The organism is Mycobacterium sp. TH-M15 (assembly GCF_057473705.1).
In genome coordinates this window covers 1-2,146 of the sequence record NZ_JBYCLB010000569.1, presented here as the reverse complement: position 1 = coordinate 2,146, position 2,146 = coordinate 1, and the positions used below count along the sequence as shown (strand labels likewise).

Sequence of the window (2,146 nt, the reverse complement as noted above, 5' to 3'; positions counted from 1 at the left end):
CACGCCGTTGTCGGCCAGCCGCTGCACCACCCGCTCGGCGGGCACCCGGGACAGCGCGAAGCTGACCACCGGAATCTGCACCTCCGGCTGGCCGATCAGCATCACCGTCGGCATCGACCGCAGCGACGCCAACAGGTAGCCGAACAGCCGATCCAGGTAGCTCGCCGCGGCCTGCATGGAGACCAGCAGCTTCTCCCGCCGGCTGCCGCGAGCGGACTCGTCGAGTCCGGCCAGGTACTCGATGCTGGCGACCACCCCGGCCAGCAGCCCGTACTGGTGTACCCCGGTCTCCAGCCGCGCCGGCCCGGTGGCCTCCCGGTGCGTCGACACCGCAGCGAACGAGTCGATCAGCGCCGGGTCGCGGAAGGCCAGCGCGCCGATCGGCGGGCCGCCCCAGGCGGTGGCGTTGACGGCCACCACGTCGGCGTCCATCTCGTTGATGTCGATCAGCCGGTACGGCGCCGCCGCCGAGTGGTCGACGACCACCACCCCACCGACGTCGTGCACCAGCTTGGTCATCGGGCGCAGGTCGGGGACCGCGCCCACCGCGCCCGACGCCGAGGCCACGGCGACCAGCCGGGTCTCCCGGTGGATCAGGCTCTCCCACTGCCAGGCGGGCAGGTCACCGGTCTCGATGTCCACCTCGGCCCAGCGGACCTTGGCGCCGTACCGGTCGGCCGCCCGCAGCCACGGCACGATGTTGACCTCGTCGTCGAGGCGGCTGACCACCACCTCCTGGCCGAGGCCGACCCGCGACGTCGACGCGTCGGCCAGCGCGGTCAGCAGGATCGCCCGGTCGGCGCCGAGCACCACCCCGGCCGGGTCGGAGCCGACCAGGTCGGCCACCGCCTGCCGGGCCGCCCGCAGCACCGCGGCGCTGCGCTGCGCTGCCGGGTGGGGTCCGGTCGCCGTCGCCAGCGATCCGCGGAACGCGGTGGAGACCGTGGTGGCCACCGAGTCGGGAATCAGCATTCCCGCGGACGCGTCGAAATGCACCCAGCCGTCACCCAGCGTGGGGTGCAGACCACGCACCCGGGCAACGTCGTAAGCCATGACAGCCACCTTAGAGTTTCCCAAGCAAACCGGACAGCTCGGGCGGTGTGCGGCCGCGCCGCCCGAGCCGGGTCGCCTGGGCAGACATACTAGTCCGGTGGACCTGGGATTAGGAGTGCTGATCGCGCTGGTGCTGCTGATCGTCCCCGGGGTGGTCATCGGCGTCAGCGCCCGGCTGGGCTGGCCGCTCGCCGTCGCCGTCGGCCCGGCGCTGAGCTACGGCGCGGTCGGGTTGGCAATCGTCCCGTTCGGCGCGGTCGGAATCCCGTGGAATGCCTGGACGGCGCTGGCCACCCTGGTGGTGGTGGCCGCCGCGGCGGCCGGGCTGCGCAAGCTGCTGCCCGGGGCCAAGGCACCGAAGCTCACCCGGCCGATGATCACGACGGCGGCCGGGGTGCTGCTCGGCGTGCTGCTGATCGGCTGGGCGGTGGCCCGCGGCATCCCCGACTGGCAGAGCATCCCGAGCACCTGGGACGCCGTTTGGCACGCCAACACCGTCCGGTTCATCCTGGACACCGGCCAGGCGTCGCCGACGCACATGGGCGAGCTGCGCAACGTGGAGACGCACGCCGCGCTGTACTACCCGTCGGCCTTCCACGCGCTGACCGCGGTGTTCTGCCAGCTGACCGGCGCCGCGGCCACCACCGGTTACACGGTGTGCTCGCTGGCCGCGTCGGTGTGGCTGTTCCCGGTCAGCGCGGCGCTGCTCACCTGGCGGCTGCTGCGGCGCACCGTCGGCGAACGGCGCACCGCCTCCGCCGCCGCCACCGCGGCCGCGGTCTCGGCCTCCTTCACCGCGCTGCCCTACGTCGAGTTCGGCACCGCCGCCATGCCCAACCTGGTCGGCTACGGGATCGCGGTGCCGGCCTTCTTCCTGGCCAGCACCGCGACCGGCCACCGGGAACGGATCGCGATGGCGGTGCTGGCGCTGGTCGGCGTCTTCTCGGTGCACCTGACCGGCGGCGTGGTCGCGGTGCTGCTGATCGCGGCGTGGTGGCTCGGGGATGCACTGTGGCATCCGGTCCGCAACCGGCGCGCCGACGCGCTCACGCTGACCGCGGTCGCGGTCCCCACCGCGGTGCTGCTGCTGCCG

2 protein-coding genes are annotated in these 2,146 nt (G+C 73.4%); one reads left to right on the top strand and one right to left on the bottom strand.

Features of this window, described 5'->3' with window-relative positions; genetic code table 11:
• Window positions 1–1,053: cysteine desulfurase-like protein (locus AC2VNT_RS13935; RefSeq protein WP_486947424.1), on the bottom strand; the 1,053-nt coding region annotated here is incomplete at its 3' end.
• Between the two features lie 97 nt (window positions 1,054–1,150).
• Here AC2VNT_RS13935 and AC2VNT_RS13930 point away from each other — a divergent pair.
• Window positions 1,151–2,146, top strand: a 996-nt coding sequence (locus AC2VNT_RS13930) for a DUF6541 family protein (RefSeq protein WP_486947423.1), incomplete at its 3' end; no start/stop codon positions are given.